The sequence below is a fragment of the Nonomuraea sp. NPDC049400 genome (assembly GCF_044466425.1).
GTDB lineage: Bacteria > Actinomycetota > Actinomycetes > Streptosporangiales > Streptosporangiaceae > Nonomuraea.
This window is the reverse complement of the sequence record NZ_JBITMP010000064.1, coordinates 23,299-47,851: the sequence shown is the minus strand read 5'-3', so window position 1 is coordinate 47,851 and position 24,553 is coordinate 23,299. Positions and strand designations below refer to the sequence as shown.

The window sequence follows — 24,553 nt, the reverse complement described above, 5'->3', positions numbered from 1 at the left end:
GCCTGCCCGGCTCGGCCGAGGTTTCACGGGCTAGGGATGGCGTCGCTTCTCGTAGTCGTCGATCGCCTTGCCCAGTTTGGCGAGCTTCTCGGTGAACCAGATGTTCTCGGCGCCCGTCGGCGGGCGGTTGGAGTCCACGTACTGGTAACCGAGGTTGGAGAACATGGCGACCACGTAGGTGCGGCCGCCCTTGCCGGGCAGGGCCTTCACGATGCCCGCGTCAGCGCCGGAGTTGTTCACCCAGCCGTTCTTGTGGGCGTACGTCACCTCGGCCCTGTCGTTGCACGGCCGCACGTCCCGGCCGTACGCGATGCTCTGGCCGGGGACGGTCACGGTGCCGTCGGCGCCGATCCACCGCGAGGGCGTGAGCTGCGGGATGCCCGGGGCGGGGTAGGCGGCGCCACACCAGTTGGTGGTCGACAGGGTGACGTTCATGCCCTGGTCACCGAGCTTGCTCTTGAAGAACGTGCGGGAGGCGTCGCTGAGGACGGCGGCGGTGACGCCGGTGCCGCCGGGAGCCGTCCACAGGGTGCCCACGCCGCCGTTGACCAGCATCAGCAGCTTGGCCGTGTCGAGCGAGCTCATGGTGACGGGGTTGCCCCACCGGGCGCCGTTGGCCGGGTTGGTGTTCTTCAGCTGCAGCGTCTCCAGGCCCAGGTTCTGGAAGGTCTGGTTGAGGCCGTCGACCGCGCCGCGGTCGTGCAGCAGCTTGACCATGGCACAGGTGGCGGCGTTGGACGACCAGGTGAGTGAGGCGTCGAGGTAGTTGCGGACCGTGTTGCTGCTGGCCGGGCCGCACAGCGAGCTGATCGTCGTCGGCTCGTAGGCGTAGGTGTCGTCGAGCGAGACCTTGCCCTGGTCCACCAGGCGCAGCACCCCGAAGGCCACCATCAGTTTCAGCACCGACGCGGGGTACGGGCTCATGAAGTCGATGGAGGCCTTCTCGCGGCCCGGCACCACGTCGATGGTGCCCTGGCCGCGGTTGGCGTACCAGCCGGCGTCGTCCCACTGCCGCCAGCGGACGTCGGTGGTGTGCAGGTTGCGGTCGACCGGCACGACCTTCCCGTCCGGATACTGCGGGCTCATCAGCACGGTGCCCGAGGAGACGGGGCGGCCGGCCCGGTTCAGCTCGATGACGGTCAGGTCGATCTGCGGCTGCTGCGAGATCGGCTCGGCCGCAGCGACGGCCGCGAGCAGGTCTGCCTTCTTCGGAGGCTTCCTCGCCTCCTTGTCGACGTTGTCCTTCCTCAGGGCGTTCAACTCGGCCGCGCCGGCCGGCGGATTGGTGTCCAGGACCTGCTCGAGCTGCAACTGGTCCAGAGCCCGCCGTAAGTGATGCGCGAGCACGCTCGCGGAGCCGTCCTCCGCCGCGGCCGCTGGAGGCGGCGCGGTCAAACCGCCCAGCAGTACGGCTGCGGCGGCGAGCCCGGCGAGACCTCGACGTCGATTTCTGGATCTTGAGAGGTTCACCGCGCCCACTCTAGCCACCGAGCCGCCGCCAATCCGGCGAACTGATCAACATCGCCGATGAGTTTCGCCGCTCACGATGGTCTACATTGCGAGAATCTCGAGAAGGAGCGACCACATGACCGAGCCCAAGACCCACACCCTCGAGGTGCCCGGCGCCATTCTCCACTACGACGTACGCGAGGCCGAGGCGAGCGCCGCGCCGATTCTGCTGATGATCGGATCGCCGATGGACGCCACCGGGTTCGCTGGCCTGGCCGGGCGCGTCCGCGATCGTACGGTGGTCACCTATGACCCGCGCGGGATCGGGCGGAGCGAGCGGACCGACGGCGCCGCCGAGTCGACGCCCGAGCAGCACGCCGACGACCTGCACCGGCTGATCACCGCGCTCGGCGGCGGTCCTGTGGACATCTTCGCCAGCAGCGGGGGAGCCGTCAACGGGCTGGCGCTGGTGGCCCGGCATCCGGAACAGGTCCGTACGCTCGTGGCGCACGAGCCGCCGGCTGCCCAGCTGCTGCCGGACCGGGAGCACGCGCTGGCCGCGGTGGCGGACATCCGCCGGACGTACGACCGCGACGGGTTCGGGCCGGCGATGGCGAAATTCATCGCGGTCTCCAGCCTGCGGGGCGAGGTGCCGGCCGACATCGCCGAGCTGCCCCTTCCGAACCCGGCCGATCTCGGGTTCCCGGCGGAAGACGACGGTTCCCGTGACGACCCGCTGTTCAGGCAGAACCTCATCACCTGTACGCACTACGAGCATGACCTCGAGGCGCTACGCGCGGCACGCACCCGCATCGTCGTCGGCGTCGGTGCCGAGTCGGAGGGGGAGATGGCCCACCGCGCGGGTGTGGCGGTCGCGGAACGGCTCGGCGTCAAGCCCGTGACCTTCCCCAGCCACCACGGCGGCTTCCTCGACGGCGAGTTCGGCATGAAGGGCGACCCGGACGGCTTCGCCGTCACGCTGCGCCAGATTCTGGCCGAGTAGGGGCGGGCGCCGAGCATGTGTCGCCGAAGGCTGCGGTCGCGGTTACCCGACGAGGGCCTGAGTGCCGAGCACCGTGACCAGCGCGAGGCGGTCGGCGTCCTCGGTGCCGGGCTCGGCCGTGTAGATCATGATGCGCAGGTCGCCGCCTTCCACGGTGAGCACGTCGCAGTCCAGCAGCAGAGGACCCACATGCGGATGGTCGATGGTCTTGCGCGCGGACTCGTGACGGCCGACGGCGCCGGAGTCCCACAGCTCGGCGAACCGGTCACTGTCCGCCCGCAGCTCCGCGACCAGCCGCCGGAGCCGCTGGTCGGCCGGATAGCGGCCGGCGGCCGCGCGCAGGTCGGCGACCAGCGCGGCCTCGAAGGCCCGCAGGGCCTCCGGCGTGTGCCGCGCCCGGCTGCCCGGGCCGAGGAAATGCCGCCATACGCCGTTGCGCCGGCTGCCGTGCCATCCGGACGGATCGCCCATCAATGCCGCGTACGGCGGGTTGGCCACGAGCAGCGTCCAGCACGCGTCGTAGACCGCGACGGGTGTGCCCGTCAGCCTGTCCAGCATCCGGTGGACGGCCGGGGTGATGTACGCGGGCACCGTCTCCGGTCCCGGCGGCGCCAGCCCGGCCAGCCGGAACAGGTGCGCGCGCTCGGCTTGCGACAACCGCAGCGCCCTGGCCAGGGCTTCGACGACCTGCGCTGAGGGGTTGGATGATCGGCCCTGCTCGAGGCGGGTGACGTAGTCGACGGAGACCCCGGCCAGCAGGGCCAGCTCCTCACGACGCAGTCCGGCCGCGCGCCGATGCCCGCCGGCGGGCAGCCCCGCGGCCTCGGGCGAGACCCGGTCGCGCCAGAGGCGCACCGCCTGCCCGAATTCCGTTCTCGCCATGCTCACCAGTGTGCACCCCGCGCCGCGGACCTGCCTGGTACCGGCAGTCCCAGGAAGACGGACGACTGGCACATCACCGCAGATCACACCGTCTACATCGGCAACCGGGTCCCCGAACGCGGCGAGCGCCGCCCGCGTGGCGGCAGGGCCGTAGGCGGCTGCTGTCTCATCGTCGCGACGGCCGGCCCCTGGTGTCACAGATTTGGTGGCCGCCCTGTCTTAGCTGAGGAACGAATCCGATTCAGCGCCGCGGTGAGAGAGGGCGGACCATGAGTGTTACGTATCGCCGGAGATCGGCTTCCACGCTTTCAATGGCTTCCGCGAGGGCTGCTCGCCGGGCGGTCCTGGCTATGAGCGGCGTCAAGCCATGACGGGCGACGAAGGGACGCGTTCCTCGAGCCGGCCGGACGGGGGCCCGAAGCCGGTGGGCTTGCGCGCCCTTCCCCGTCCCGTCGCGGTGGCGGTAGGGGGCGGGGGAGTGGTCGGGGCTGCGCAGGTCGGCGTCGGTCACGCGCTGGAGCAGCGAGGATTCGTCCCGGACCTGATCATCGGAACCTCGGTGGGCGCCCTCAACGGAGCGATCGCGGCCGCCCGCCCGGGCCAGGCCGCGGCATGGCTGGATCACGTGTGGACCCATGTGCGGCGCCGTGAGGTGTTTCCGCTCGGCTGCCTGTCCTCGCGGGCCAGCATCTTCGCCGATCGCGGCCTGCGCAGGCTGATCGCTCGGGCGGAGCTGCCGTCGCGGATCGAACAGCTGGAGGTCCCCTTCACCGCGGTGGCCATGGATCTGGCCACCGGCGCTCAGGCGCTGCTCGACCGCGGAGATCTCGAGTCCGCGCTGCTGGCCAGCGCGGCCATCCCGGGGGTCCTGCCCCCGGTGGATCGGGAGGGCCGGAGGCTCGTCGACGGCGGGGTGGTCGCCTTTGTCCCGGTACGGGCGGCCCTGCAGGCAGGGGCGGCCAGCGTGGTGGTGCTGTCGGCCGGGCGGGAGAGCTGGCCGCTGCGCTCGACCGTCCCGCCCCGGCGGGCCGACGCGGTCGCCGCCAGGGCAGGGCTCCTGCTGTTGCACCATCAGATCGAGCGCGACCTGCAGGAGGTGTCCCGGCAGATTCCGACCGTCGTGGTGCCGACCGGTATCGAGACCTGGCCCGCCCCGTGGGATTTCGGCCATTCCCAGCGGCTGATCGATACGGCTTCCCTCGCGGCGGGCCGCTTTCTCGACGGGCTGCGCGTCAGCGGGCCCGGCCTGTACCGGGCCGGCGATCCTCCCGTGCCATCGCCCGGCCTGGACCTGGCACAGACCGCTTCCGCATCGGAGGTCGGCCGATGAGCACCATCGCGTTCGTCAACATCCCCATGCACGGGCACACCAATCCGACGCTGCCGATCGTGGCCGAGCTCGTCCGTCGTGGACACTCCGTCACGTACCACACCTCGCCCGAGTTCTCGGCGGAGGTCAAGGCCGCCGGTGCGACCGTGTGCCTCTACGCCGGGGGTGACCAGCCGCTCCCCGATCCGCCGACGCCGGTCACGATGCTGGACGGGCTTGCGCGCACCGCGGTCGGCCTGCTGCCCGCGGTGCTTTCCGACCTGCGTGACGTCCGGCCTGACCTGATCGTCCATGGCGCGGCCTGCCCCTGGGGCGCGCTCGCCGCCCGCGAACTCGACGTGCCGGCGGCTGCGTTGTTCACCACGTTCGCGTTCAACCGGCATGCGCCCAGTCCCACCCGCGCCTCGTGGGAGCTGCTGGCCGCGGCGGCGACCCGGCCCGGCAATGTCCAGAGCTACCTGCGGTCGCGGTGGGGGTTGTACCGCCGCTACAACACCCGTGGGTTGCCACTGGTGGACTTCCTGAACGTGCGCCAGCCGCTCAACCTGGTCTTCACCTCGCGCGCGTTCCAGCCCGGCGTCGACGCCTTCGACCAGTCGTACCAGTTCGTCGGCCCGAGCCTCGGCGCCCGGCCACCCGACCCGTCGTTCCCGGCCGATCGCCTGCGAGCCCCGGTGCTGTACGCCTCGCTGGGCACGGTGTTCAACGCCGACCCGCAGTTGCTGCGCAACTTCGCCACCGCGCTGTCACCGCTGGGCGGCACCGTGGTCATCTCCACCGGAGAGACCGATCCAGCCACGCTGGATCCGCTGCCGGGCAACGTGCTCGCCCGCCGCTTCGTGCCGCAACCAGAGGTGCTGGCCCGTGCCGCGCTGTTCGTCACGCACGGTGGGATGAACAGCGTCAACGAGGCCATGTACGCCGGAGTTCCGATGCTGGTGGTCCCACAGGGCGCCGATCAGCCGCTCGTGGCCCGGCGGGTTGTCGAGCTCGGCGCCGGCCTGTCGATCCGTACGCAGGACGCCGCCGCCGGACCCGTGAACGCCCTCGCCGGACGCCTGCTCATCGAGCCACGCTTCCGTGCCGCGGCGGGCGCCTTGCAGGTCGCCCAGCGCGAGGCCGGCGGTTATCTGCGCGCCGCCGACGAACTCGAGCGCTACCTGCACCGGGCCCGGCGGGTCAGCCGGACGGCCCCGGCGGATTCGCCACAGGGGCGCTGACCGATGTCACCCTTGGTCGTCGTCCTGCTGTTGCTCGCCGGGCTGTCCGAGGCCGCCGGGCGGATCCTGCCCCTGGTGGCGCGCCGATCCAGCATGCCGCGCCCCGTCGCGATCCTGCTCCTGCTGTTCGGCGCCGTGGTCGAAAGCGCTGTGTTCGCGCTGTGGCCACTGGCCGCATGGACCCTGGCCGAGCTGGTGCTGTCCGCTCCGCTGTCCGGCGTCGCCGCGTCGACCTGGACACCTGGCCTGGTCGCCCCGCTGCTTCTCGCCGCCGTCCTCGCGTTCCCGCTGCTCGGCCCCTTGCTGCACCTGCTGCTCTTCGTGGGGGTCGGGGCAAGCCTCGTCACCCCGCTCGCCACGGCGACGGGGCTGGACTGGTGGCCTGCCGCGAGCTGCGTGGCCATCGCCGGCATCGGGCTCGGCGTCGCCGTCGAGGTGGTTCGCCGTCTGGTCGTGAAGATCAGTGTCACCGGGGCGCAGGAGGTGCTCACATGATCGAGTTCCCGCTCCTGGTCCTGGTGCTCGGTCCGGTCCTGCTCGCCGAGGCGCTGCTCGCCCGTTACGAGGTGATGGCCTACACCGCCGGCTGGCGTACTCCCACCACCGAGCTTCCACAGGGCATGCCCTACGCCCGGGGTGCGGACCCCGACCGTCCTCCGGACGCCTACCTGGTCTATCTGGACGGCATCGGGAAACGTCGCTTCACCGACACCCGCGACGGGGGCCAGCTGGTCAAGGCCCTGATCGCCGGAGCGCCGGAACTGCGGGTGCTGGGTCAGGTGCAGCCCTACTCCCCGCTGGCCGACCCGCTCGTCAACCGGCCTGTGTGGGAGTGGGTCCGCCACCGCATCGGGCTCCTGCTCTTCCTGCACAACGTCATGCAGATCTTCGTCGCCGCCGACCGCCGGTACCGTCCCCTGTACAACCGCGCCGTGGGCACCCAGATCGCCACCCAGCTGCGCCTGGCCGGTTACCGGCCCGACAGCGGCACACCCGTGGTGCTGCTCAGCTACAGCGGCGGCGCCCAGGTCGCCACCGGCGCGGTTGAAGAACTGCGCACCCAGCTGCGCGCCCCGCTCCTGCTGATCACCATCGGCGGGTTCCACAACGGCGCCAACGATCTCACCCACGCCCATCATCTGCATCGGCTCACCAGCGGCAGCGACTGGATCGAGCGGGTCTGCACCTGGATCTTCCCGCAGCGCTGGCGGCTGTTCGGCCGCAGTGGATGGAACCGGGCCGTTCGCGCCGGAAAGATCACCACATACCCGCTCGACCCGGTCACCCACATGGGCCGGCACAGCTACATCAGCCCGGAGGCGCAGCTGCCCGATGGCCGCAGCCACCTCGACCGCACCGCCGACACCGTGATCGCGCTCATCCGTGCCCACCGCGCCGCGACCGCCGCGCCAGGAGGAGCCGACCAGGGACTCCCGAGCCGTTAGGCCCGCACCTCCGAGGCCCTGCGGAACAGTCCGATCATGGCCGCGTAGCTGTCGCCGCCGTGTCCCTCGGCCACGGCGCGGTCGCCCAGGGCCTTGAAGAACCTCGGCAGGTCGGCGTTGACCCCGAGGGTCTCGCTCTCGTGGACGAGGAGGTCCATCGCGGCCAGGTGGGTGTCGATCGTGGCGTCGGGGGCCGGGTACGCGCCGTCTTGGATCTGCTGGGCATACCCGGACAACCAGTCGCCCACGGTTGCGAGGTTCTGCCGGGCGAACGAGACGAACGTCGAGGCGTCCACGCCCGCCGTGTCGAGCAGCGCGGCACCATACAGGAAGCCGTTCAGAACGCTCCACATCAAGCTCACCCCGGCCCCGGCGTACAGCGAGGGCAGACCGTGGTCGGCACTGAGGTACATCGCTCCTGCGCCGAGGCTCCGCAGGGTGGCTTCGTGCAGTTCGAAGGCCGATCGCGGACCGCTGTAGAGGATGAGCGCCTCCTCCGTGCCGATCGCCTGGGGCATGGCCATGATCGCGCCGCCGAGGTAGGCGGCGCCGCGTCGCGACGCCCACGCGGCGGTGTCACGCGCCTCCTGGGACGTGCCCGAGGTCAGGTTCACCAGCACCCGTCCGTCAAGAACGTCGCCCAGCGGTTCGAGCAGCTCGTGCACGGCGTCGTAGTCCGTGACGCACACGACCACAAGCGGGCTGGCCGCGACGGCCTCGCCGGGCGAGCCGGCGAGGCTCGCGCCTTGGGCGACGAGCTGCTCGGCCCTCGCCGCCGTACGGTTCCACACGGTCGTGGGGTGCCCGTCATGTAAGAACGCCCCGGCCAGCGCCTGACCCATCAGGCCCAGTCCGATGACCGTCACCGGCGTACGGCTCTCCTCACGGTTCTGCATGATTCGCTCCCTCTGAATGAGTTGGCAGACATGGGAGAATCCTCAACGTTCACACCGGCATGAAGGTCAAGGGGAAGCGAGCATGCTGATCGGAGAACTGAGCCGGCGCACCGGAGTCCGCACACATCAGCTGCGCTACTACGAGGCCCAGGGCCTCCTGGAGCCGCGCCGAAGCCCCGGCGGCTACCGCGAGTACACCGACGACGCCGTCCTGACCGTGGCCCAGATCAGGAAACTGCTCGCCGCCGGACTGTCGACCGACGACATCGCCTACATGCTTCCCTGCGTCACCGGCCCGGCCCCCGACCTGGAGCCGTGCCCCGAACTCCTGGACGCCCTACGCGAACGCCTGCGCGGGATGGACGAGCACATCGACACTCTCGTCCGTTCCCGCCAGGCTCTCGCCGACTACATCAAAGTCACCGAGCAGCGCGCCGCGGAGGACTACCCGCCCTGCGACTCCACCCCATAGCCGACCCATCGACCAGCGGTCCTGCTCCGAGGCGGTGCACGCGTTCTGCCACTGGGACCCGCGCTTCGTCCAAGAACAGGCCGGGCACGAGCACGCGAGCACCACCTCGACCTACACCTATGTCAGCTCCGACTTCCGCACCCGCACCCCGCGCCGGCCTTAGCATGTCGCACGTGACCACCTACGACGATCATGACATGTTCGAGTACCTGGACTTCTCGGCCCTTCCTCAGCGCCAGCAGCAGATCTTGGCCGTGATCCGGGACTGGGTGGTCAGGCACGGCTATCCTCCGAGCACACGCGAGATCGGCCACGCGGTCGGGCTGCGGTCGTCCTCGTCGGTGTCGAAACACCTGAAGAGCCTGGAGGACAAGGGGTTCCTCCGCAGGGGCGCGACGATGACCCGGCCGCTCGACGTGCGCCTGTTCCTGCGAGCCACGGCGCCGAAACCGGCCGACGACCTGGTGACCGTACCCGTGGTCGGGGACATCGCCGCGGGCACTCCCATCCCGGCCGACGAGTACCTGGACGACGCGCTGACCCTGCCCCGCGACCTCACCGGGCGCGGCACCGTGTTCGGCCTGCGCGTGCGGGGCGACTCGATGATCGACGCCGCGATCTGCGACGGCGACATCGTCGTGGTACGGCAGCAGCCCGAGGCACACTCGGGCCAGATCGTCGCCGCGATGATCGACGGTGAGGCCACCGTAAAGGTGTACCGCCGACGCAACGGGCACGTCTATCTCGAACCACGCAACCCCGCCTACGACATCATCGACGGCGACGGCGCCGTGGTGCTGGGCATCGTGGTCTCAGTCCTTCGCACCGTTTGACCACCCTGAGGGAGAGTCCGCCGGCTTCTACTGACGCGGTTGTTGAAGACACTGGCCGGGCGGCCTCACGGGGTCTGTTCGTCGATCTCGCACTTGATGAAGACCCATCGGTGGCCGCCGCTGTTCTTCAGCGACCAGTACATCCACGCCGTTCCAGTCAGGTCGACGCTGCTGGTGGCGTTGGTGGTGTCGAGGTGGAAGCGCAGCCGGTAGGTGTGCGGGTTGCCGTCGGGCACTCGTACGTACGGCAGCACGAGCTGGGTGTCGGCCGAGGTGACGTGCTGGGGGTCCACGGTGCCGACCGGCGTCCAGCCGGATGCCGCGCCGCTCTGCGCATCCGCAGCCAAGCATTGGGCCTGGATGGCGCTCGGCGCGACCGCGGTGCTCTTCGGGGCCGCTCGCCTTCCTCAGGGCGGTCGCCCAGGCGGGCCGGCCCGGCGGCACCTCGCGACGTCGTCGAGCCCTGATCGGGCAGGTCACGCATCCTCCGGCAGCGGTTCGCCGGTCTCCAGCAGCGACTTCAGGCTCGCCACCACGTTCGGCCAGCCATGGCTGACCATCTCGGCCAGGCTCGATCCGGGCTCGAAGCCGTCGTGCACGACGGTGAGCTTCACGACCTGCGCGGCGGCCTCCTCAATCGTGAAGGTGACCTTCGAGCGGGCCTCGCCGGACAGCCGGGCGAGCAACTCCTCGTCCCAGCCGAAGCGCTTGGCGAGCTCCGGGGTGATGGCGTGCCAGGTGTAGGAGAGCCGACTGTAGGGTTCGGCCTCCAGCACGACCTGCTCCGGGTCGCTGATCAGCACGCCGTGGTTGTCCCAGGTCATCGGCGAGCCGACGGACCAGTCCGTGGTGAACTCCGTGGCCCAGTAGCGGCGGGTGAAGGCGGGCTCGGTCAGCGCCTGCCAGAGCTTCTGCGGGGTGGTGCGGATGTAGGTGGTGTAGACGAAGGTCGGCGCGTCCATCGGGGTCTCCTCCAGGGCGAGTTTCAGGTCTGCCAGGGCTTGGACCCTGGCCCGGTCGTAGCGGCTGATCCACCGGTGGGCGATCTCGTGCACGGGCGCGGCGTTGAGGTAGTGCAGCTTCTCCCGCCCCCGCCGCACGGTGGTGACGAGCCCGGCCTCCTCCAACACCGCGAGGTGCTTGCTGACGGACTGCCTGGCCATGTCGAGTCCGGCGCACAGCTCGCGCAGCGTCTGCCCGTTGCGGGCGTTGAGCGAGTCGAGCAGCGCGCGCCGGCTCGGATCGGCCAGTGCCTTGAACACCTCGTCCATCTCCGCCCTCGTACTCAGGTCGCCGCCTGTCGATATGCAGCCATCCGGCTGCCTTTAAGTTAGGCAGCCGGATGGCTGCCTGTCAAGGCGCGCGGCCACGATGGGCGGATGCGGAAGCTGATCGTCCCGAACCGTCAGCTCGCGGGGCGCACATGGCGTCAGATTGTATTGATTGATACCATCGTGTGTGATACCGTTGTGAATGTAACGGAATTAGGCCACGTCGAAGCTGGTGGGGGGTAGGCGATCGTGGACGTGTATGAGGCGGTCACGAGCCGACGAGCGGTGCGGGGGTTCACCGACCGGCCTGTCCCGCGAGAGGTGCTGGAGCGCGTGCTGTCCGCCGCGGCTTGGGCGCCGTCCGGATCGAACCTTCAGCCGTGGCACGCCTACGTGCTGACCGGTGGGCCGCTGGCCGAGCTCAAGAAGCGCGTCGGTGACCGTGTGGCGGTGGGCGACCCATGGGACGAGCGGGAGTACGAGATGTATCCGCCCGCGTTGAAGTCCCCGTACTGTGACCGCCGGTCCGCCTTCGGCAAGGAGCGTTACGGCGCGCTGGGTATCGCGCGCGAGGACTTGGAGGCGCGTCAGCGGGCGGCTGCCGACAACTGGCAGTGTTTCGGCGCGCCCGCCGCCCTGTTCTGCTACATCGACCGTGACATGGGTCTGCCGCAATGGGCCGATGTCGGCATGTATCTGCAGACCGTCATGCTGCTGCTGCGCGCCGAAGGGCTGCACAGTTGCCCGCAGATGGCATGGGCGAAGTATCACGAGACCGTGGCGGAGGTCCTGTCGCCCCCGGATGGGCTGATCCTGTTCTGTGGCATGTCGATCGGGTTCGAGGACGTCACGGTGGGTTATGCCCGTACGGGTCGGGCGCCGCTCCACGAGACGGTCACGTTCGTCGAGGGATTAGCCCGCTGGAGAAGAACCATGAACACCGGACGATTCGTCGTCAACCGCGGCCCACATGCCGGGGCAGCCGTTCGCTGGGATCACTCCTGAGGCCCGGCACCGGCCTCGCCGGGTCCACCCGTTCGCTCGACCGTGAACTGGGTGGCTGCAACATCACGCGGACGTGATCACCCGGCTCACCGTCACCGAACAGGCGCGCAAGGCGTCCCCGCGGCGCGGCTGCAAGCGCAGCGCGACGCCCGCGCCCTGGGGCTCGACCAGCCACTGAAGACCTCGTCGGCACGGTCTTCTCTCACCTCGTCCCACGCGGACTTCATCACCAGCCAGACCGTCAATGGCGACGGCGGCACGTTCATGCCTTGAGAGGAAAAGCAGTGACTTACACCGTTGGTTACATCGTCGGGAGCCTGTCCCAGAAATCGATCAACAGGACGCTCGCTCTGGCTTTGTGCCGTCTCGCGCCGCCGGAACTCCGCCTCACGGAGATCCCCATCGGCGAGCTGCCCCTGTACAGCTACGACCACGACTCGAGCTACCCCGCCGTGGCGCAGGAGTTCAAGGACGCGATCAAAGCCTCCGACGCCCTCCTGTTCGTCACCCCGGAGTACAACCGGTCCATCCCGGGCGCGCTGAAGAACGCCATCGACTGGGCGACCCGGCCCTATGGATCCAACGTGCTGAACGGCAAGCCGTCCGCGATCATCGGAGCCTCGCCCGGCCCCATCTCCACCGCGATCGCGCAGCAGCACCTCAAGACCATCCTGTCCTTCACCAACTCCCCGGTGCTGGGCCAGCCCGAGGCCTACATCCAGTTCAACAAGGAACTGATTGACGACGAGGGAGAGATCCAGGTGCCGTCCGTCGCCGGATTTCTGACCGGATACATGCGGGCCTTCACGGCGCACATCCGGCGCCACCACCACGACATCCCGGACCTGTAGACCACACTGAGCCTTCGTCATCGCCGCCGGCGCCTTATATGTATCCCCTGGCCGGCGCACCGGAGCAGGTGCTGCTGAGCCTGCGCAGGCAGTGGCCGGCGGCGACCAGGGCTGCGTCAGCCACCCCCCTCGCGAGGCATCCGCGAAATCGCCGGCGCCTCGCCGGCGATCGCGGCTTTCCAGACCAAAGCGGGGGAAACTATGCATGCGGAATCTTTGGAGCAGGCAAGGGCGCTCGAACGGGCTGCGTCCGGCTTCGTCGAGCTGCGCCCGCGCCTGTTCGGCATCGCCTATCGGATGCTCGGCAGCGTGGTGGAGGCCGAGGACATCCTTCAGGAAGTCTGGTTGCGCTGGCAGAACACCGACCGCGCGACCATCGACAACCCCTCGGCGTTCCTGGCGTTGATCACCACCCGTCTGGCCATCAACGTGGCCCAGTCCGCCCGTTCGCGGCGCGAAGCCTACATCGGGCCCTGGCTGCCCGAGCCCGTCGACACCGGCCTCGACCCCACGTTGGGCGCTGAGCAGGGCGAAGCGCTCGAACTCGCCTTCCTGCTGCTGCTTGAGAGGCTCACCCCCACCGAGCGGGCCGCCTACGTGCTGCGCGAGGCCTTCGTCTACCCCTACACGCAGATCGCGGGCATCCTTCAGGTCAGCCCGGTCAATGCCCGCCAGCTGGTGAGCCGGGCCCGCAAACGTCTGACCGTCGAACGCCGCGAGCCCATCGACAAGATCGAGCATCGGCGCCTGCTGGCGGCCTTCCTCGACGCAGCGCAGACGGGCAATGTCACCGCCCTCGAAGACCTCTTCGTTGCGGACGTCCTCAGCTCTTCCGATGGCGGTGGCGGCATCAGAGGGGCGGCGCGGTTCCCCCTCCTGGGTGGCGCCCGCGTGGCGTAGTCCGTCGCCGCGTACGGGCCACGCTTCCGGCCGGGCACGGCAAGAGATGCTTGCGCAGGTCGTCCATCCCGGTCGGGACTGTGGCACCTGACGGATTGTCGGAGATGATCTCTAGGGTGCCCGGCATGACGTGTTCATGTGCTTCCGCAGAGGCGGCCTCATGACGGCCTGGGCGCAGGTCCGCGACCGCATCACCGCCCGCGACGCCCGCGGTCTGGCCGACCTCCTGATCACCCTGCCCGACGCCGAGCGCGCCGAGGTCGCCCGGCGCCTGCCGGACCTGCGCAGGGACCTGCGTGAGGCCGCCCAGCGCCGGGAGAGGGAGCGCTGGTCGCTCGGCCTGGGCGAGGGCGAGGGCGAGTGGGATGGGGAGTGGGACGGCGGCGAGGGGAACGGGCGCGGGCCATGGGCCGAGGCGAGGGATGACATCGGCGGGCACGGGGAGGTGCTGCGGATCGCGGGGGCGGGCGTGCTGGCCGGTCCCGCCGCCGCGGTCGCCTGGCTGACCCGGCGTGAGTTCGCCGGCCGCCGGGCCAGGGTGGAGGAGGTGGTCCGGGTGCTGGCCGCGCGCCCGGCCGGCTGGCAGGCCGAGGTGGCTGTCCGGCTGGCCAGGAAGATCCGCGTGGCCGACGACCGCAACGCCCCGCTGGCGCTGGCGCTGCTGCGGGCCTGCGGCGCCCCGCCGCCCGAGCATGACCCGCTCGTGACCGCCTGGCTCCGCACCGGTCCCGTCGCCGACGACCCGCTGACCGGCCCGCTGGTGCCGCGGATCTTCGAGGCCGAGGGAGCCGGCCGCGTGCTGCGCGAGGAACGCCTGGAGCCCGTCCCCACCCGCTGGCTGTCCCTGCTCCAGCGGCTGCAGGCGACCGGCCGCGTGTCCCGCGCGGACCTGCTGGACGGTTGCCTGCGCCGCTTCCTGCGTGGCGGGGACGCGATCGGCCTGCGGTTCTTCGTGCGGCTGCACCGGATGCTCGACCCCACGCCGCAGGAGGCCGGCGACCGGGTCCGCGACTACCTGCGGCTGCTGCCCGCCGCTCCCGGTACGGTCGCCGAGCTGGCGCTCGCTCAGATCAGGCACGGCGGCCCGTACGAGGAAGCCGAGGTCATCGAGGCGATCGGCGCGCTGACCTTCCGCTCTGAGGCCAAACTCGCTCTGGAGGGCCTGCGCTGGCTGGAACGGGAACTGCCGCACGCCACCGAGCTGGCGCCCGCGCTGGCCGCCGCGTTCGGGCACGTCAGCTACGAGGTCCAGGGGCGGGCGACCAGGATCGCGCTCAAGCACCGCGCGGCCTTCGCCCCGGTCGGGGAGGTCGTCGCCGAGGCCGTGCCGCTGCTGCCGGCGGCCCTCGGGGCGCGGGTGGCGGCCGTGTACGGCGGGGAGGTGGCGGCCCCGGAGCGGCGTGAGGTGTTCACCCCGCCGCCGCTGCCCGCGCCGGCCACGCCCGAGCCGTTCCCGGAGCCCACCCTGCACCTGCCCTGGAACATGTACCAGTGGGCCGACTACGAGCGGTGGCTGGCCGCGTTCGTGCGGCAGGCGGGCGGCGACCGGGAGGAGATGCGGCGGACGCTGGACGCCGACTACGGCGGTGACAACTCCCACCTGTTCCGGCGCGGGAGCTGGGCCGACACCCGGTCATGGTGCACCGCCCTGGCGCAAGAGGTGCTGGCGCCCGGCACCGATCCCGGGCCGGCGGAGCCCGAGCCCTTCGACCCGTGGGCGGGGGCGAGCTTCCAGGTGCGTGTCAGGCTCGTACCGGAGACCGAGGACGACGACGGGGACGGGGAGCGGGCCGAGGAGGAGGGTGAGCCGGAGCGGACGGAGGAGAAGGGCGGGCCGGAGCGTGGGCACCTGCCCGGGCCGGAGCGCGGGCACCTGCCCGAGCCGGAGCGGGCGTTCGGGCACCTGCCCGAGCACGTGCGCGAGGAGATCTTCGAGCAGCTGCTGGAGCTCGGCGTGTCCAAGGAGCGCGTGGCGGCCATGCGCGACGGGCTGCGCGTCCCTGCGCCGGCGCCCGGCGAGCCGCGCGGCTTCCGCGTCGGGATCGCCTACTCCGGGCCCCGGCCACCGTTCATGAAGCCCGAGCCGCCTGACCCGTCGGTGGAGTCGCGCCGCAGGCGTCGCCTGCCGCAGCCCTCGGAGGTCTCGCCGCCGCATCTGTTCGTGCTGCACCGGCTCAGCGAGGTCTACGCGGCGCTGCGGGCGGGGACGCTGCCGCCCGTGCTGCTGGCCACCCCCACGCTCATGACCGGCCACCTCGACCCGGACGTGCTGGTCGACCGGCTGGCAGAGTGCGCGGCGGCAGGCGTCGAGCCGCTGCCCGCCGACCTGGCGCAGGCACTGGTGCGGCTGCCCCGGGGACGCCATGCGGACGCGGCGGAAAGAGCCGCGCGCGTCGGCTCGCCGGCTGCCGCGACCGCCGCCGCCTGGCTGGCGGGAGAGGGGCTGCCCGACCCGGAGACGGGCGTGCGGTGGGGCTACCTGGAGGGCGCCAGCGACCGGTACTTCGACGAGCACGAGCCGGATCACCGGCCGTGGGAGATCCGGCTGGTGCCGAGGCTGCGGGCCGAGCCGACCGGCCACGAGTTGCTCGACGAGCTGCTGCGCGAGCCGTCGCGCTGGCGCTGGGACGACCACGGCGGCGAGACGGGCTGGTGGCCGGCGGTCCTGCCGTCGCACCGGGAGGTCGTGGCCGTCAACTACCTGCCGTTCCTGCTCTACCCGACGATCGCGCCGGTGTTCGTGCGGGCGCTGGCCGACGCGGACGGGCCTGTGGGAGAGGCGATGGCCCTCACCCTGGCCTACTTCGTGGCCGCCGGGCATCCGGAGGCGGCGCCGCTGCTGCTGCGGATGGCGGCCAGGGGCGATCTGCCGGCCGAGGCGGTGGGCGAACAGGTCGCGCTGCTGCTGCGGCGCACGCCGCAGTTCGAGGAGCGGGCGGTGGTGCGGGTGCTGGGCGATGCGGCGCGGCAGGGCGCGTACGCGACGGTCTGGCGGCTACTCACGACCCTGCTGCCCGCCCTGCTGCCCGGCCCCGGGCAGCGGCCGGCCGTCGTGCACGCCGAGGCGATGGAGCTCGCGGCGGACACGGCGACGTGGGCGCGGGCGCGCGGCGCGATCCCGCAGGTGACGGCGTACGCGGCGAGCGGAGGCCGCAGCCGGTTCGTACGCGAATGCGCACGGCTGCGCGACCAGCTCCGCTGAGACGGGGGCGGGTGGTGACACCGGTTGATCGCTCGGGGCTGGAAGCGCGGAGCCGCGCCTGACTTTCGTCAGGGGTAAGAGTTGACGTTCGCCAGATGATCCACCCCGCTGGCCTCGGCAGGCTGTCTCCCATGAACACGTCCTTCCCCGGGCGGTGGATCGGCGGTGTGACGCTCATCTTGGGGCCGGTGCTCATGTGCGCCGGCTACCTGCTGCGTTACCTCGGCACGGTCACCGCCCTCACCCCACAGCAGCAGGCGTGGGCCGAGGCGCAGCCGTTCGCCGCCTACGGCCAGCTGCTCGCCTACACCTCCGAACCCGCCCTGCTCACCCTCGCCTACGCGGTCTTCGCGCTGGGGGCGGTGCTGCTCTTCCCGGCTTTCGTCGCCCTGGCCCAGCAGGTGGGCGGCGCCCTCGCCTGCTGGGGCGCCGCTTTGCTGGTCGCCGGGCTCTTCGCCCGTCTGTACTTCGCCGGCGCCGACCAGACCGCCTTCCAGCTCACCGAGGCCATCGGGCTGGATCAGGCGACGAACGCGATCATGAAGGAGTACGTCGACATCTCCTACGGGCCATGGCGGGTACCGGTCTGGGCCTCGGTCGGCCAGTACGCGGGCTCGCTCCTGCTGGCCGTCGCCGCCTGGCGCTCGGGACTGTTCGGCACCGCCCGTGCCGTGATGTTGCTGCTGGCAGGAGGCACCTGGATGGGCGTGCTGAAGGGCGCCTCCATCCCCGACGTGCTGGTCACCGGCCTGCTCTGCGTGGCCCTGGTCCCGCTGGGTGCGCGGATGCCGCGTGAGCGGCCGCCGGTCCCGGCGGGGCGGCCGAAGGTGCTGAGCTGGTGACAGCAGGTCAGTAAGGGGCCACCCAGGTCTTGAGCGCGATGATGGCCAGTCCGAGTGCGAGGTTGGCGACCCCAGAGATGACCACGATCCGCGCGGAGGAGCCGGCATTGACGGCGGCCGCGACAGCCCAGGCGACCTGGCTGGTGACCGCGACACCCAGCGCCACCCAGGTCGCGACCACGTCGGACAGACCCAGGGCCGAGGCGAAGGCGGCACCCACGGCAGGCGGGAACGAGGCCTGAGCCACCGGCCAGTCCTGGCGAGCGGCCACGCGGAGCCGCTGCCAGGTCAGGGTATGCGTGCCGTGGGTCACCACCGAGGCGTAGACGTGGGCGATCCAGAACACCACACCCGTGCAGAGCAGCACGACCACGAGGTGCCCCGCCGAGATCGGTGAGCCGTCCACCGCGGTGCCGGCCGCGACCGAGGCGGCCAGCAGCGAGCCGTATACGGCCCCCGCGAACTCGGCCCGCTCCGGGGGTCCGTCGGTGTCACGCGTGCTCATGGCAGCAGTGTCGTCGGGAGCCTGCCGGGGCGGGCAGGTCGGCGTGCGGGATGATGCCTAGTTTTGGGCTGTTAGAGAAGATCGCCATCCGACGTCATGTCATCGACCGGGGAAAGGAGTCCAGTTCCCCAGGTACGCCCGCACGGTGTGCTCGCGTGCCTGGTCGTCGGTGAGTTGCGGCCGGTCGGCCGTGACGGCCGCGCCGGGGCCGGTGTTGCGGTACTCGGCGAAGCGGCCCTCGCCCGCCCACGGATCGTCCTTGACGTGCGCGCCCAGCCAGGAGTCGCGGACCACGACGTCACCCGAGCGTCCCAGGGAGACGGACTTGGCGGCCTCGCCCTCCAGCCGGCTGCCGGCGATGAGGACGTTGCCGCCCGCGGTCACGTTGCCGGGGGCGAGCGACTTGACCACGCAGCGGTCCAGGACGGCGGTGCCCTGGCCGCGGACGATGTCCACGTCGCCCTCCAGGTGACAGTCGCGCAGGTAGGCCAGGCCGTCGGCCTGGTAGGTGCCCTCGTCGCCGAGGAAGCGGGTGCCTTTGAAGGCGATCCGGTCACCGGCCGTCTGCACGGCGGGCGCCGGGCCGGGGGCGGCCGACTCGTCGTAGGCGTTCTGCAGCGTGACGTCCTCGACCGTGATGCCGGTGCCGAGCACGCCGAGGGTGGCGCTGTCCGTGGTCCCCCAGGTGCCGCCGTAGAACTTCGCGCCGTTCGCGGGCAGTTCGTACGTGATGACCACGTCCTCGGCCCGGCCGGTCGCACCCTTGATCGTGAGATCGCGACGGTCCGGCCAGACCCGGACCAGCTCCCGGTAGACGCCCGGCTTGACCGTGATCACCGCGCCGCGCGGGGCCGCCCCGACGGCCGCCTGCACGCTGCCGAAGTCGCCGGTGCCGTCGAGCGCGACGGTGATGCGGCGCGGCGCGGGCCGCTCCCCGCCGAGGGGTCCGGCGCCGCGGGTGACGATGGCGGGCACCCGCTCGGCCGGGTCGAGCCGGTAGGCGTAGTGGGCGGACGGGTCGAACGCGGCGCCCACGCTGTCGGTGCGCCCCCGGGTGCCGTCGAACACGTTGCCGCGCTGGACCACCTGCGAGGCCGGGTCCTTGGCCACGATCGGGTCGGGCACGGACCGGTAGTAGCTGTTCTCGACGACCAGCTTGCCGCTACCGCGGATCATGGTCCCGTACATCCCGATGTCCTGGACGTAGTTGTTGTACAGGTGCGCGGCCTCGGTGTTGTCGATGCTGGCGTTGCGCTGGAAGGTCCCGCGGATCCAGTTGTGGTGCATCGTCACCTTGGTCACCACGTTCGAGGTCCAGCCGACGCCGATGGCCTTGTTGTGGTCGCTGAACACGTTCCAGGAGACGGTGACGTAGTCGCTGTCCTTGCGGATGTCGAGCAGGCCGTCGCCGGTCCGGGCGAAGCGGTTGTGGTCGATCCACACGTGGTGGGCGCCGTCCATCTGCACGCCGTCGTAGTCCTTGCTCTTGCCGTCCCAGTCGCCGGGGACGTAGGAGTCACGGATGGTGAGGTTGCGGATGATGACGTTGTGCACCTGGCCGAGGAAGAAGCCGCCCTGGACGATCTCGGCGCCCGCGCCGTCGCCGACGATGCTCTTGCCGGAGGCGACCGCGATCTCCTTGCCGTACGGCTCCATCCGGATGGAGCCCTTGACCTTGATGACGTACGGCTCCGCCGCGGTGGCGTACCGCTCCAGGTCGGCCTGGTTGTCCACGGTCACGGTGGGCCCGGCGGCGCCGCCGGTGGTGCCGTCCACGCCGAGGGCGTTCAGCGAGGCGAACCCGTCGGCCCGCTCAGACCACCCCGTGGCCGCCGACGCCGGGGCGGGGGCGGCCGCCGTCAGCGCCGCCGCCACGAGCAGGGATGAGAGGAGCAGCCTCATCAGGACCCTCCGTTGCGCTGCTTGTAGCCGGCCTGCGCCGTGGTCAGCTTGGCCGCGAACTGGTCCAGGAAGTCCTTGGCGGTGAGCTGGCCGAGCAGCACCTTCTGGAACAGCGGCTCCGCCCACGTCTTGGTGATCTCGTTGAACTCCGGCAGGTGGTAGGGCATCTGCACGACCTTGGTCGCCGGGTCGTTCATCACCCGCTGCGCCTCGGTGATGTGGGCGGCCTTGGACGGCGGCACGTCGGTGTTGGCCGGGATGACGCCGCTCTTCTCGGCGATGTAGCCGCCCATGTCCTTGGCGGCGAAGAACTCCGCCAGCTTGAACGCGGCCTCCTTGTTCTCGGAGCCGGAGAAGACGCCGACGCCGCCGACCGGGTTGGACAGCACCGACTGGACCCCGGAGTCGGACTTGGGCACGGAGAAGGAGGCCACCTTCTCGGGGCCCAGCGCCTTGATGTGGTCCTGGTAGGAGCCCAGGTTGTGCTGCATGACGGCGATGCTGCCCGCCGTGTCGAACTGGGCGACCATCTTGACGTAGTCGTTCTGCAGGTCGCCCTCGGGCGTGTTCTTCTTGTAGAGCCCGGCGTACTTCTCCAGCGCCGTCACGTTGCGCGGGTCGTTGAGCGTGGCCTTGCCCGAGGCGTCGAAGAACTCCGTGATCCCCGACTGGCCGTAGACGACCTCCAGCATCTGGGCGATGGAGCCGGCGCCGCCGCGGATGGTGAAGCCGAACCTGTTCTCGCTCGGCTTGGTCAGCTTGTCCACCGCCGTGAAGAACTCGTTCCACGTCTTCGGCGGCTCGAGCCCCGCCTCCTTGAACCAGTCCTTGCGGTACCAGAACGCCCCGGCGTTGGTGGACAGCGGGATGATGTACGTCTTGTGGTCCGGCACGATGTTCTTGACCGTCGTCACCAGCGCCTCGTTGAACTTGCCGTTCAGCGCCGGGTTGGCGGCGATGCGCTCGTCCACGGGCTCCAGCGCCTTCTGCGCGACGAGGTTGCCCAGCCCCGAGGTGGAGATGTCGGCCACGTCCGGCACGCCGCCGCCGGCGATGGCGGTGTCGATCTTCTGTGGCGCCTGGGCGATCGGCACCCCCACGTAGTTGACGTCGATGGTGGGGTTGGCCTTCTCGAACTCGGCGATGGCGTGCTGCCAGATCGGCGTGCGGGCGGGACCCGCGTTGGTGTCCCAGAAGGTGATCTTGGTCTTGCCGTCGGAGCCCGTGTCCGAGCCGCATCCGGCCAGCAGGGTGGCGGCCAGCGCGAGCGCGGCGATCGGCGCGTGTCGTCTCATTGCCCTCTACCTTTCGATGTCCACGGTGAACGCCCCGAAGATCGCCTGGCCGGTGCCGTCCCCCGCGGCGAACAGGCCGAGCACCGCCCCCACCCAGAGCCCCTGGGTGGCCTGGAAGGGTGCGCCGACCTCGCACAGCCCGTCGCCGGTGTCGGCCAGGAAGGTGACGAGCGCGCCCTCTTCGACGCGCGCTCCGATGACGACGTCGTCGCGTACCGGCACCGGCTCCATGTCGCCGCACACCAGCACCGGCCCGTCCGGCGTGCTCTCCACCCCGATGGAGGCGTAGGTGTGGCCGAGCACGACCAGACCTGCCTTGCCTTCGCCGTCGAGAGTGACGGTGGTGGTGACGGTGCAGGGGTCGCCGGGCAGCCGCTGCCCGAGCACGGACGGCCGCTGCCTCAGGTCCTCGGGCCCCGGCACACAGGCCAGGCGCAGCGTGCCGTCCCGCAGCTCCCACCAGGAGGGATCGGGGTTGGCCTGCCAGCTCCACTGCAGCCCGAGCGCCGCTCCGGTGAAGTCGTCCGAGGTCGCCGGGGTGCTCGGGGCGCCGCCTTCGACGGGCACGGGAGCCTCGGCCACCGGCTCGCCGTTGTCGCCCATCGCCGGCCAGCCGTCCTCTTCCCAGCTCATGGGCTGCAGGTGCACGACCCGGCCGTAGGGGCCGCGGTCCTGGAAGTGCATGAACCAGTGCCCGCCGGACGGGGTGTCCACCCAGCCGCCCTGGTGCGGCCCGTTGACGTCGGTGTCGCCCTGCTCGAGCACGATCCGGTCCTGGTACGGGCCGAAGATGGACTCGGCGCGGAACACCGACTGCCAGCCCTGCTCCACGCCGCCGGCCGGGGCGAAGATCCAGTACGTGCCGTCGCGCTTGTAGAGCTTGGGACCCTCCAGCGTCCGGTAGCCGGGCAGCAGGTCGGCGTCGATGACCAGCGTGCCCTCGTCCAGCACCTGGCGGGCGTCCGGCGTCATGCGGTGCAGGGTGAGCCGGTTGTTGACGCCGGCGCGGCTCTTGGCCCAGCCGTGCACGAAGTAGGCCTGGCCGTCGTCGTCCCACAGCGGGCACGGGTCGATGAGCCCCTTGCCCGGCTTGACGACGTGCGGCGCGCTCCACGGGCCCCGGGGGTCGGTGGCGTTGACCTGGCAGATGCCCACGTCCGGGTCGCCGTAGAAGATCCAGAACCGGCCGTCGTGATGGCGCAGCGACGGAGCCCACACCCCGCACCCTGGCCGCACATCGTCATAGCCGCTGGTCACGGCATGCCCGATGATCGTCCAGTTGACCAGGTCACGCGAGTGCAGGATCGGCAGCCCGGGCACCTTGGTGAAGGTGGAGGCCGTCAGGTAGAAGTCCGCGCCGACGCGGATCACGTCGGGGTCGGACCAGTCGGCGTTCAGTACGGGGTTGCGGTAGGTCGCGGTCATCCCTTCACCGCCCCGGCCGACAGCCCCTGGACGAGGTAGCGCTGGATGAAGGCGAAGACGATGACGACGGGTAGCGCGGCGACGACGCCGCCGGCGGCGAGGGCGCCGAGGTCGACGCTGTTCTCGCCGAGGTTGTAGGCCAGGCCCACGGGCACGGTGAACTTCTCCTGGTCGTTGATGAACATGAGGGCGAAAAGGAAGTTGTTCCAGCTGTGGATGAAGGCGAACGAGCCGACCGCCACCAGCGCGGGGCGCAGCAGCGGCAGCACGACGGCCAGGAAGGCGCGTAGCCGCGAGCAGCCGTCCACCCAGGCCGCCTGCTCCAGCTCGTACGGGATGTTCCTGATGAAGCCGCTGATGAGGATCAGGGAGAGCGGCAGCTGGAAGACCGTCTCCGCGATGACGAGGCTCCACAGGGAGTTGGTCAGCGCCAGGGTCCGGAAGATCTCGAACAGCGGGATGATCATCAGGGCGCCCGGGATGAACTGCGTGCACAGCATCCCGACCATGAACGCGCCCTTGCCGCGGAAGTCGTAGCGGGCCAGGGCGTACCCGCCGGCCAGGGCCACGACCGTGGTGGCGATCAGGGAGGCGAGGCCGACGAGCAGGCTGTTCTGGAAGAAGACGGCGAACCCCATCCCATTCCAGACCGTGTCGAAGTGCTCGAACGTGATCGGCCACGGCACCATCGACATCGATCCCGCCGGGCGGAACGCGAAGACCAGCATCCAGTAGAACGGCACCAGCGTGAACAGCAGGTACAGGGCGAGCGGGAGGTAGATCTGCCAGCGGGACACCCGGTTCGCCCGGGCCGGCGCAGGGGCGGACAGGACGCGCGGACGCTCGGACACCAGGGTCATGACTTCGCCCCGAACTTGCTCAGACGCAGGTAGACGATGGAGAAGAAGGTGAGGATCAGGAACGCGACCGTGGTCAGCGCCGTGGCGTAGCCGAAGTCGTGCGACTGGGCGGCCAGCCCGGCGACGTACAGCGGCAGCGTGGTGGTCTGGTGGGCCGGGCCGCCGCCGGTCAGCGTGTACAGGAGGTCGACGTTGTTGAACTCCCACACCGAGCGCAGCAGTGTGGACAGGATGATCGCGTCCCTCAGGTGCGGCAGCGTGATGTGGAAGAACCTGCGCATCCGGCTCGCGCCGTCCACGGCGGCGGCCTCGTAGAGCTCCTTCGACACCGACTGCAGGTCGGCCAGGAGCAGGATCGCGAAGAACGGCACCCCGCGCCACAGCTCGGCCACCACGGCCGACCAGAACACGGTGTCCGGGTTGGCCAGCGGCGCCGCGCCGTACTCCATGAGCCCCATGTCGGCCAGGTAGCGCGACACTCCGGTGAGTGGGTTGTAGAGCAGGACCCAGATGGCGGTGGTCAGCACGCCGGAGACGGCCCACGGTGAGAAGACCAGGGCCCGCGACAGGGCCCGGCCCACGAAGCTCTCGTTGACGATCAGCGCGAGCGCGAGCCCGAGCACGAACTGGAGCGCGACCTCGACGACCACCCAGCGGGCGGTGAAGCCGAGGCTCTGCCAGAAGATCGGGTCCTCGAACAGCAGGCGGCGGAAGTTGTCGAGCCCGGCGAAGCCGTTGTCCCAGGGCTTGGTCACGTTGTACCGCTGGAGGCTGTAGTAGATCACGCTGGCCATCGGGTAGACGAGGAACCCGAGCATCGCGACCAACGACGGGGCGATCAGCAGGTAGGGCGTCAGCGTTCCCCGCCGAGGGCGACGGGTCGCTGGAACGGCGGCCACGTATGTGACTCCTTTGTTACGGTTCCGGCCGTTATGCCGGGTACTGCAAGCGGTTGCAGGAAACGT

General features: G+C 70.6%; 24 protein-coding genes. 13 read left to right on the top strand and 11 right to left on the bottom strand.

The annotated features are described in order from the left end of the window. Nucleotides 1-30: 30 nt before the first annotated feature. A complete protein-coding gene (locus tag ACIBVN_RS52650) occupies nt 31-1,470 on the bottom strand; it encodes a serine hydrolase (protein WP_397149093.1) in 1,440 nt (479 codons plus the stop codon). A 115-nt stretch (nt 1,471-1,585) separates the two neighbouring features. On the opposite strand from ACIBVN_RS52650, the gene ACIBVN_RS52645 reads away from it, so the two are divergent. Beyond that, nucleotides 1,586-2,452: an alpha/beta fold hydrolase gene (locus ACIBVN_RS52645; RefSeq protein ID WP_397149091.1), complete on the top strand. Its 867-nt coding sequence runs from the start codon at nt 1,586-1,588 to the stop codon at nt 2,450-2,452. A 42-nt stretch (nt 2,453-2,494) separates the two neighbouring features. Here the strand turns inward: ACIBVN_RS52645 and ACIBVN_RS52640 are convergent, their stop codons facing one another. Further along, nucleotides 2,495-3,334 carry a helix-turn-helix transcriptional regulator gene (locus ACIBVN_RS52640; RefSeq protein ID WP_397149089.1) on the bottom strand — a complete coding sequence of 280 codons (840 nt, stop codon included), beginning with the start codon at nt 3,332-3,334 and terminating at the stop codon, nt 2,495-2,497. A 367-nt stretch (nt 3,335-3,701) separates the two neighbouring features. On the opposite strand from ACIBVN_RS52640, the gene ACIBVN_RS52635 reads away from it, so the two are divergent. The 4 genes from ACIBVN_RS52635 to ACIBVN_RS52620 are packed head-to-tail and all read left to right on the top strand — an operon-like array spanning nt 3,702 to nt 7,329. After that, nucleotides 3,702-4,664, top strand: a complete 963-nt coding sequence (locus ACIBVN_RS52635; RefSeq protein ID WP_397149087.1) for a patatin-like phospholipase family protein — start codon at nt 3,702-3,704, stop codon at nt 4,662-4,664. After that, a complete protein-coding gene (locus ACIBVN_RS52630) occupies nt 4,661-5,884 on the top strand; it encodes a macrolide family glycosyltransferase (protein WP_397149085.1) in 1,224 nt (407 codons plus the stop codon). The genes ACIBVN_RS52635 and ACIBVN_RS52630 overlap by 4 nt, the downstream gene beginning before the upstream one ends. A 3-nt stretch (nt 5,885-5,887) precedes the next feature. Next, nucleotides 5,888-6,379, top strand: a complete 492-nt coding sequence (locus ACIBVN_RS52625; RefSeq protein WP_397149083.1) for a hypothetical protein — start codon at nt 5,888-5,890, stop codon at nt 6,377-6,379. After that, nucleotides 6,376-7,329: a hypothetical protein gene (locus ACIBVN_RS52620; protein WP_397149082.1), complete on the top strand. Its 954-nt coding sequence runs from the start codon at nt 6,376-6,378 to the stop codon at nt 7,327-7,329. The genes ACIBVN_RS52625 and ACIBVN_RS52620 overlap by 4 nt, the downstream gene beginning before the upstream one ends. Here the strand turns inward: ACIBVN_RS52620 and ACIBVN_RS52615 are convergent. Continuing rightward, a complete protein-coding gene (locus ACIBVN_RS52615) occupies nt 7,326-8,225 on the bottom strand; it encodes an NAD(P)-dependent oxidoreductase (protein WP_397149080.1) in 900 nt (299 codons plus the stop codon). The two genes, ACIBVN_RS52620 and ACIBVN_RS52615, sit on opposite strands and share 4 nt — an antisense overlap. Before the next feature lie 82 nt (nt 8,226-8,307). Between ACIBVN_RS52615 and ACIBVN_RS52610 the strand changes: the two genes are divergently transcribed. Genes ACIBVN_RS52610 through lexA form a run of 3 tightly spaced genes read left to right on the top strand, consistent with a single transcriptional unit; the run spans nt 8,308 to nt 9,530 of the window. Further along, nucleotides 8,308-8,697 (top strand): MerR family transcriptional regulator, encoded by a 390-nt coding sequence (locus tag ACIBVN_RS52610; protein WP_397149078.1) that lies wholly within the window; start codon nt 8,308-8,310, stop codon nt 8,695-8,697. 34 nt (nt 8,698-8,731) lie between these two features. After that, entirely contained in the window at nt 8,732-8,860 is a 129-nt protein-coding gene (locus tag ACIBVN_RS52605) for a hypothetical protein (RefSeq protein WP_397149076.1), read from the top strand. A gap of 1 nt (nt 8,861) precedes the next feature. Next, on the top strand, nt 8,862-9,530 hold the full coding sequence (gene lexA / locus ACIBVN_RS52600; protein WP_397149074.1) for a transcriptional repressor LexA: 669 nt from the start codon (nt 8,862-8,864) through the stop codon (nt 9,528-9,530). A 65-nt stretch (nt 9,531-9,595) separates the two neighbouring features. On the opposite strand, the gene ACIBVN_RS52595 is transcribed toward lexA, so the two are convergent. Both ACIBVN_RS52595 and ACIBVN_RS52590 read right to left on the bottom strand, forming a co-directional pair. Then, the gene (locus ACIBVN_RS52595; RefSeq protein WP_397149072.1) at nt 9,596-9,877 is read right to left on the bottom strand and encodes a hypothetical protein; all 282 of its coding nucleotides are present in this window, start codon (nt 9,875-9,877) and stop codon (nt 9,596-9,598) included. A 129-nt stretch (nt 9,878-10,006) separates the two neighbouring features. Next, entirely contained in the window at nt 10,007-10,801 is a 795-nt protein-coding gene (locus ACIBVN_RS52590; protein WP_397149070.1) for an ArsR/SmtB family transcription factor, read from the bottom strand. A gap of 249 nt (nt 10,802-11,050) precedes the next feature. Here ACIBVN_RS52590 and ACIBVN_RS52585 point away from each other — a divergent pair, with 249 nt between their 5' ends. The 5 genes from ACIBVN_RS52585 to ACIBVN_RS52565 all read left to right on the top strand — a co-directional run bounded on the left by ACIBVN_RS52585 (nt 11,051) and on the right by ACIBVN_RS52565 (nt 17,601). Then, on the top strand, nt 11,051-11,806 hold the full coding sequence (locus tag ACIBVN_RS52585; RefSeq protein ID WP_397149068.1) for a nitroreductase: 756 nt from the start codon (nt 11,051-11,053) through the stop codon (nt 11,804-11,806). Nucleotides 11,807-12,090: 284 nt separating this feature from the next. Beyond that, nucleotides 12,091-12,657, top strand: a complete 567-nt coding sequence (locus ACIBVN_RS52580) for an NADPH-dependent FMN reductase (RefSeq protein ID WP_397149066.1) — start codon at nt 12,091-12,093, stop codon at nt 12,655-12,657. A gap of 201 nt (nt 12,658-12,858) precedes the next feature. Further along, entirely contained in the window at nt 12,859-13,557 is a 699-nt protein-coding gene (locus ACIBVN_RS52575) for a sigma-70 family RNA polymerase sigma factor (RefSeq protein WP_397149064.1), read from the top strand. A gap of 160 nt (nt 13,558-13,717) precedes the next feature. Then, on the top strand, nt 13,718-16,759 hold the full coding sequence (locus ACIBVN_RS52570; protein ID WP_397149063.1) for a DUF6493 family protein: 3,042 nt from the start codon (nt 13,718-13,720) through the stop codon (nt 16,757-16,759). Nucleotides 16,760-16,890: 131 nt separating this feature from the next. Then, nucleotides 16,891-17,601, top strand: a complete 711-nt coding sequence (locus ACIBVN_RS52565; RefSeq protein ID WP_397149061.1) for a hypothetical protein — start codon at nt 16,891-16,893, stop codon at nt 17,599-17,601. A 7-nt stretch (nt 17,602-17,608) separates the two neighbouring features. Here ACIBVN_RS52565 and ACIBVN_RS52560 read toward each other — a convergent pair whose 3' ends face one another. The 6 genes from ACIBVN_RS52560 to ACIBVN_RS52535 all read right to left on the bottom strand — a co-directional run bounded on the left by ACIBVN_RS52560 (nt 17,609) and on the right by ACIBVN_RS52535 (nt 24,487). Further along, entirely contained in the window at nt 17,609-18,106 is a 498-nt protein-coding gene (locus tag ACIBVN_RS52560; RefSeq protein ID WP_397149059.1) for a hypothetical protein, read from the bottom strand. 99 nt (nt 18,107-18,205) lie between these two features. Continuing rightward, complete coding sequence (locus ACIBVN_RS52555; RefSeq protein WP_397149058.1) at nt 18,206-20,008, bottom strand: pectinesterase family protein; 1,803 nt, start codon at nt 20,006-20,008, stop codon at nt 18,206-18,208. Then, entirely contained in the window at nt 20,008-21,303 is a 1,296-nt protein-coding gene (locus ACIBVN_RS52550) for an ABC transporter substrate-binding protein (protein ID WP_397149056.1), read from the bottom strand. Before ACIBVN_RS52550 ends, ACIBVN_RS52555 begins: the two co-directional genes overlap by 1 nt. Nucleotides 21,304-21,309: 6 nt before the next feature. After that, a complete protein-coding gene (locus ACIBVN_RS52545) occupies nt 21,310-22,728 on the bottom strand; it encodes a glycoside hydrolase 43 family protein (RefSeq protein ID WP_397149054.1) in 1,419 nt (472 codons plus the stop codon). Continuing rightward, on the bottom strand, nt 22,725-23,588 hold the full coding sequence (locus ACIBVN_RS52540) for a carbohydrate ABC transporter permease (protein WP_397149053.1): 864 nt from the start codon (nt 23,586-23,588) through the stop codon (nt 22,725-22,727). Before ACIBVN_RS52540 ends, ACIBVN_RS52545 begins: the two co-directional genes overlap by 4 nt. Continuing rightward, complete coding sequence (locus ACIBVN_RS52535) at nt 23,585-24,487, bottom strand: carbohydrate ABC transporter permease (protein ID WP_397149051.1); 903 nt, start codon at nt 24,485-24,487, stop codon at nt 23,585-23,587. Before ACIBVN_RS52535 ends, ACIBVN_RS52540 begins: the two co-directional genes overlap by 4 nt. Nucleotides 24,488-24,553: the final 66 nt, after the last annotated feature.